Raw genomic sequence first — 7,490 nt, 5'->3', positions numbered from 1 at the left:
GCGGTTCCGGCCGCTCCAGTTCCACCAACACCGCGTTGGCGGCCATGAACGGCGGGATGTTTGGATTCGCCGTCACCCAGCCGGTGTTCGTAGCCGCGTCATGCTCCAACGACTCGAAGACCATGTTACCCGCATCATCCCGGTAGCACCGACCGCGTTGAATCCGCACCACCAGATTCTTGTCCGCGTCCATCCCCGTTCGCCCGCTCGTTGCATAGTCCCAGGTCAGCACCTTATCCCAGGCATTGTCCGGGGTGTTCACGTCGTCCAGGACCTCTACCAGCGCGGGGTTCACCAACAGACTCGTATTCATCTCAGGGAGATTCGGGGCGTCGTGTGCGGCCAGGACATCGATGGCCGTCTGGAGCGCGAGTGCCCAGCCCGGCCCCGAGGAGTCGAAGCCGGCGACGCCTGCCCGGGCAGCCGCGTCTGCGGCAGATTGCAGGCTGGACAGAGGTATACCGCCAGCACATTCCGGATCGGCTGGATTGCCCTCACCGCTGTAGCAGCGCTGGAAGAGTCCGAAGTCGCCCTGGTCCACGTCGCGGTCGATGTCGAGATCGGCAGCGATATGGCCGTTGCCGTCGGGCATCAACGTGCAGCCAGGCTCAGGCTCGGGCAGGCTGGCCGCGTTGTAGGGAATGGCCGGACCGGTCGCACAGACCTCAAAAACGGCTAAGTCATCCACATCTACATCGCCGTCGGCATCGAAGTCAGCCCTGGCGGTAACGAAGAACTCGTGCGCTCCGATGTCCACGATCGGCGGCGTGCCGGCGCCCGTGTCCGGGGTCCACGGGTCATCCACGAATCGAGCCCGGCCAGCCAGGTCCAACGGCAACGGCTCGACTGTGTCGCCGTCGCCGTCCAGATCCGCAGAATCAGCGGGTACGTCGGCGTTGTTCGCCGCGTCGATGCAAGGCGAACCTGGTGACAGGCCGTAGTTGCCCGCCGCGAGGTTCATGAACCGCGGATAGAGCGAAATGTCACCCACGCCGGCGGACAGGCCCGAGTAGTTGTAGGCCGTATTGCCGTACACGCAGTTGTGGCTCAAACTCGGCATGTCCGAACCGGACCTATAGATGCCGGAAGAATTAAGTGCCACAATGGTGTTGGCGATCGTTGGGGAGGAATAGTAGCAGCTGATTCCGCCACCGTCTGACGCGTCGTTATCCGCGATCGTGCAATTGGTTATGGTCAGGGCGGAATGGTTGCAGTAGACCCCGCCTCCGGACCACCCACTGTTTCCCGCGATGGTGCAGTTGGCGATCATCGCGGAGGAAGAATAGCAGTACACTCCGGAGCCGCTGTTGTCGGTAAGCGTGCAGTTGCTGATAGTCGGTGAGGAAGAGTGGCAGTAGACCCCGCCACCGCCGCCGGATGACGCGCTGTTCCCCGCAATGGTGCAGTCGACGATCGTCGGGGAAGACGCGATGCAGGCGATTCCGCCGCCAGATGTCGCGTTGTTCCCCGTGATCGTGCACTTGGCGATCGTCGGCGAGGAAGCATGGCAGTAGACCCCGCCACCATAGTAGTAACCTCCTGAAAGCGTCCCGGTGCCATTGCGAACGGTGAAGCCATTCAACCCGGTTTCCGTGGAAGCACCCTCGGCAAACGTCACCACACTCCCGGCCTGGTTCCCGTCGATGATGGTTGCCGCGACGATGGCCGGGTCCTGCCGGTTGATGCTCCGCAGCGTGAGCGGGATGGCGGGGATGGTGATGTTCTCGACGTAGGCGCCGCTGGGCGACCCCGTCGAGGGCAGCACGATGATCGTGTCGCCGGACTCGGCCGCGTTGAGAGCGGCCTGGATCGTGGCGTAATCCCAGGTGCCGTGCCAATCCACGATGAGCGTGCGTCCGTCGATAGACGCAGCCAGCGCCTCAACCTGCTCGCGGGGCACCTCTTTCAGCAACCGTGCCGGCGCGTCACCGGCGATGGGCCCGCCCAGTGCTGCACAGACACTTCCCCCCAGCACGATCATCACGGCAGAAATCACAGGTCGCATCTTCCTTCTCCTCAGTGCAGTCCACACTATGATCAGTCCCCACAGCCGGCCTCCGCGGGGTTGCCTTGACCGCTGTAGCAGCGCTGGAACGAGCCGAAATCTGATTGATCTACGTCGTTGTCCTCGTCAAAGTCGGCCGCGATATGGCCGTTGGCATCGGGCACGAGCGTACACCCGGGCTCGGGTTCGGGCAGTGCTATCGGGTTGTAGGGAATCGCCGGGCCGGTAGCGCAGGCCTCAAAAACGGCACGATCGTCTGAATCCACATCGCCATCGGCATCGAAGTCCGCCTTGGCGGTGGGGAAGAACTCATACGCTCCCATGTCAACGATCGGTGGTGTGCCCGCACCAGTATCTGTCGTTGCGGGGTCGTCAAAGAACCGAGCCCAACCGGCCAAGTCGAACGGCAACGGCTCGCTGGTGTCTCCGTCGGCATCGAGGTCGGCCGTATCCGCCGGTACCGCCGCATTGTTTCCTGCGTCGATGCACGGTGACTGGCGGTGGAACTGCAGGCTGCCGTAGTCGTCATCGACCCCATCCCATTGACCGTCGACACCCGGATCGGGCATACGCACAAACAGTGGGTCCGTCAGAAGATTGCCCGCGCCTCCAAGCGCTCCGGTCCATCCCTGCACACAGCAGTGGTCGACGGCGGCGGTCGCGCCTCCGAAAACCATTATTTGGCGATGCTCTTCAGAGACGGCGTTGTTGCTCGTGTTTGCCCACAGAACCGAGTTGACGACGAACACAGCAGCGCCGTCGGCGCAATTCACGGCTCCGGCATCGTTGATCGAGTGGTTGGCGGCGAAAGTGCAGTTGCTGATTGCTCCCGAGGGGGGTTGCACGCGCACCGCGCCGGAGAAGACGGCCGTGTTGCCTGCGAACGTGCATTGACTTGCTTCCAGGATGCCCGACCAAATAGCGCCCGCTGCGTAACTGTAGTTGCCGAGAAACTCGCAAGCATGAAATGCGCCCTCCCCGAAAAAGGCCCCTCCCCGGTCTTCCGCATAGTTGTTCCGGAAGGTGCATTCACCAAACAAGGGCAGTCCACTCCACAGACGACCACCACCGCCTTCAAATCCCGCGTAGTTCTCCTGAATAACGCAATTCCTGAACGTCGCATTGGATATACTGCCAAGAATACCCCCTCCGAAGGATCGCTCTGATAGCCTCTCACCGTTAGCGTGACCGTGCTCTATCGTAACGCCATCCAAAACCGCGGTGCGATCGACAACACTCGCGTTGACTACGTGATAGGCATTCTCGGATCGCGTCGGATCACCAACTCCACCCGCGTCGTCTAACAACAAATCACCGCTTAGTATGGTTGGATGCGACAAGATATCTCGCAGGTCGGGCGATTGACTACCATGTCCTGGATAGCCTCCCTCGATTCTGACGTAATTCTCCAGGTGAAACGTGGCGTCCCGATCCCCCGCGGCCCGCAGACTGCCTTGGTCGGGCCGGTAGATGCCATCGGCGACTCGGATTACGCCGGTGCGCCCTGGGACGCATCCGCCGGCGGTGATGCGGTCGAGGGCATCGCCCAACGTTGAATAGGCAGTGTCCCACGAGAGGCCGTCCTGCGTGCTGCCTGAAGCATTCTCGTCGACGTAGAGGATGGCAGGGCAGCAGTCCGCGGCGAGGCACGTCTCCTGGTAACCCGTTACCTTGCCGGACGCGTCCAGATCGAAATCGTACTGCACGTTTTTGAGCACCACTCGGTCGATGAACCCGTTGGGGTCTCGATGGATCGGCGCTTGCGTTGCTGTGATCGCACCCTGCTCATTCGTTTGAAAGAACCTCGTCACGTCGCTGCCGAGTGAATACACGTCTGCAAAGAAGAGGGCTTGATTGATCGGGTGATGGAGGCCGGCGTCGAACCGGAGTAACCCCAACTGAATCGTCTTGACGGAATCATGGAACCACTCATTCGCAATTGAGGCGAAGAACTCCTGCGGGTACGACACGAAGAATCCATCAGGCAGCATGCTGCGCAGGTAATTCTGGCTGGAACCACCGGCGTCAGCGATGAGTTGTGCACGTCTCGTCGAGAAGGCGGCGCCCCCGTACACCGAGTGGCTGTCCACCACATGGTTCAGTTCATGTGCAGCGGCTCCGGTGAACACTGGCACAAAGGCACCTGTAATATCAGGGGGAAACGAGTTTTCCGGGCCACGATCAAGAGGAGTGTCGAAGATGTTTATCGCAGCCGGCAATCCGACGCCCAGAAAGCCATGCACCGAGGCTGAAACAAACCCGATGTCGGGATTCCCAATGAGAGAGGACACAGAAATGCTTCTGACGTTGTGCAGTTGTTGTGGGATGGCATCCAGCAGATCATGCAAGTAGTTTAGTTGACTTTGGTCGAGGGATTGATTGTCCAGAATGACGATTCCGAAATGCTCAAGGAGATCGAGGCGATGTCCGGACAACTGGCCAAGGGTAGCCATGTCCGAGACAACATCGGGGGATAAGTCGCGCGCATCGCGCCAGGTGCGCCAACACCGCTCCCGAATACAGGCAGTCGTCGGATAGAGTTGCCTGTCGATAGGCTGGTTCTTCGCATAAGCGCCAGGACACTGCTGCATCAGTTGTTTCGTCCAATCGTATACTGTGCTGCGCGCGGCGTGAGTCGTTCCGAACTCCACCGTGGGAACGACAACCATATGATGAGCGGTGACGAAACTTCGGCGCAAAGAGCCATCCTGCTCCAGTGCGGAAGGCAAGGCCGCTCCGTAGTTGGCGTGGGTCTGAAGCACGAACTCTTGGGAGTCTGGCAGGCCTGCGAATCCCGCATCGGGATAGAAGGCACTCAGAACAGCTTGTCCTTGATACTGGTTTGTGGGATCAGTGATGTACCCGCGAATAAACCTCGCGCCAAACACCTCGGACAGGTGATTCATGGCGTAATCGTTGATATCTCCCGGGTAGGACCAGCCTAAGCCGAACAGCCAGAGCCCTCCTCCGTGTTCGACAAAGAGCTTCATAGCGTTGATCTCAGTCTGATCAAGTGCCCAGGCGGCGGGCACGATTAACACGTCCACATTATCCAGGGCGCCGGCGGCGATGGGCCCTGGGATTCCGGTGAGTGTGTAGCCGGCTTGGGAGAGGAGAGCCGCAAATGAAGCCTCATTAGCTGGGTTCACTATCTCACTGTGACCAGTCGTATATCCGACCCTCGTGCCGCCGGTGTTCCGCAGCCAATCGAGGGAGTTAAGCATGAGCTGCCCATTATCAAGCTCAGCAGCCTTGGTGAGAAGTCCCTCGGCTCCGACAACCACGACTCGCCCCAGCGCAAACTCGCGCGCAATCATGAATTCAGATGGAGGAGGCGAATCCTCATCGCCTGCGACAATCGCGTGCCAACCTTCAGATATGGCGTAAACAGGTCCGGGGACGAGCGGGCCAATGCCGACCTGCTCCACCCCAACCACGAGTTGCTCGTACTCCGCGTTGGCGGTGGGGAAGTACTCGTACGCCCCCATGTCCACGATCGGCGGCGTGCCCGCGCCGGTGTCCGCGGTGGCGGGATCCTCGGAAAACCGTGGCCAGCCGGCCAGGTCGAACGGCAGTGGCTCGGATGTGTTCCCATCCCCGTCGAGGTCGGCCCGATCAGAACCGACATCGGCATTCCTGCCGGCGTCGATGCAGGGTGAACCGGCCTGCAGTCGTAAGTTGTCCAGAATATCGTCACCGGTCCCCCAGGTGGCATCCGGTCCCGGGCTCGCCGAACTGAATAGCGGATTCAGCGAGATGTTGCCGTTGGTGTCGGTCGGATCGGCCAGGCCGGAGTAGTTGTAGGCCGTGTTGCCGAAAACGCAGCTGTAACGCAGCACCGGAGTGCCCGTTTCGGTCTTGTACACTCCGGATGAATTGAAGGCTACGATGGTGTTGGCGAACGTGGGGGAGGACCCGATGCTGTGGATCCCTCCGCCGTCGGACGCATTGTTTCCCGCGATGGTGCAGTCGGCGACTATCACATTCGCGCCCTCGACGCAGATCCCGCCTCCGGATGACGCGATGTTCTCCGTGATCCTGGAGTTGGCGATTCCTGAGTCGCAATCAAGGTAGTAGACGCCGCCACCACCGGATGTCGCGATGTTCTTTGAAATCGTGCAGTTGACGATGTCCAGGCCCGAAAAAAAGCAGCTGACGCCGCCGCCCCATGCCGCGCTGTTTTCCGTGATCGTGCAGTTAAGAACCTCCGGAAAGCCACCGTCGCAGTAGATCCCGCCACCTTGAGCTGTCGCATCGTTTTCGGCGATCGTGCAGTTGTTTAGGGTCGTCCATGATTCCCAGCAGGCGACCGCCCCGCCGTATGCCGCGCTGTTTTCCGTGATCGTGCAGTTGGCGATCGTCGGGGACGCATAGGAGCAGTAGATGCCCCCACCCCACGACGCGCTGCCATTACGGACAATGAAACCGTCAATACGGGAAGCGGCGGTTGTTCCAGAAGGTGCTGTGACCACTCTTCCAGATTGGTTTGCGTCGAGGGTTGTTACGTTGATCGTCCAGTCTCGCTGGACAAGCTCGGTTTCTGAGCCGACAAAACCGCCGTACAAGGCGACTTCATCCTTGAGCGTGATGTTCTCAAAGTATATGCCGGCAGCAACCCACACTTCTTGACCGCTAACTGCAGCATCCAGCCCCGCCTGGACAGTCAGCTTGGCAGTTGCCCAGGTCAGGCCATTGTTCGTATCGTCACCTGTTTTTGAAACATACACGGTTTCACCCAAAGCCGAGCTTGTGCCCATGCAGGCACCAGCGCCGATCAACAGCATCGTGCCTAGGCTCATCCGATTCGCGAGGTTCATCTGTTGGTCCTTTCACACACCACGGTCGACGACAGTCGGGTCAGTTGGCACAATCCGGATTGGCTGGGTTGCCTTGTCCGCTGTAGCATCGCTGGAACGAACCGAAATCTGATTGATCTACGTCGTTGTCCTCATCAAAGTCAGCGGCGATATGGCCGTTGCCATCTGGCGTCAGTGTACACCCGGGTTCGAGCGCAGGCAGCGCCGCCGGGTTGTACGGCACCGCCGGCCCGGTCGCGCAGGCCTCAAATACCATCAGGTCATCGACATCGACGTCAAGGTCACAGTCGAAGTCGGCAGTCGGACCGGGATCACGCCATCGCGCCCATCCGCCGAGCAGATCGTCATACCCGTTAAGGCTAATAAGACCTCCGACTGTGAGTTCGCCGTTGAGGACAGTCAGAGCAAAGACCCATTCGCCCACCCCGAGGCCGGAGCCGAGCGCGGACCAGGCTGTTCCGTCCCATCTGGCAATGCCGTCGGCGGCAACTCCCCCGGCATCCGTGAAATAGCCTCCCACGATCAGGTTGCTGTTGTAGACGGCCAAAGCGTAGGCGGTGGCGTACTCGCCGGTCACTCCAGACCCAAGCGAAGCCCAGGATGTTCCATCCCATCTGGCGACGTTGTTGACGGCAACTCCCCCAGCATCTGTGAATGTGCCTCCGACG

At 60.4% G+C, this 7,490-nt stretch carries 3 protein-coding genes; all 3 read right to left on the bottom strand.

The features are described 5' to 3' along the window. A partial coding sequence (locus tag KA354_21490; GenBank protein ID MBP7937227.1) for a right-handed parallel beta-helix repeat-containing protein occupies positions 1-2,005 on the bottom strand: 2,005 nt, incomplete at its 3' end. 32 nt (positions 2,006-2,037) lie between these two features. Continuing rightward, positions 2,038-6,822: a hypothetical protein gene (locus KA354_21485; GenBank protein MBP7937226.1), complete on the bottom strand. Its 4,785-nt coding sequence runs from the start codon at positions 6,820-6,822 to the stop codon at positions 2,038-2,040. Between the two features lie 40 nt (positions 6,823-6,862). Beyond that, positions 6,863-7,490 (bottom strand): hypothetical protein (locus KA354_21480; GenBank protein ID MBP7937225.1); only part of this gene is annotated, 628 nt, incomplete at its 5' end.

The organism is Phycisphaerae bacterium (assembly GCA_018003015.1).
Classification (GTDB): Bacteria; Planctomycetota; Phycisphaerae; order UBA1845; family PWPN01; genus JAGNEZ01.
This window is presented reverse-complemented; position numbering and strand designations above follow the sequence as displayed.

Coding starts and splice junctions, on each gene's coding strand:
- KA354_21485 (MBP7937226.1), bottom strand. CDS start 6,822: ATGAACCTCGCGAATCGGATGAGCCTAGGCACGATGCTGTTGATCGGC.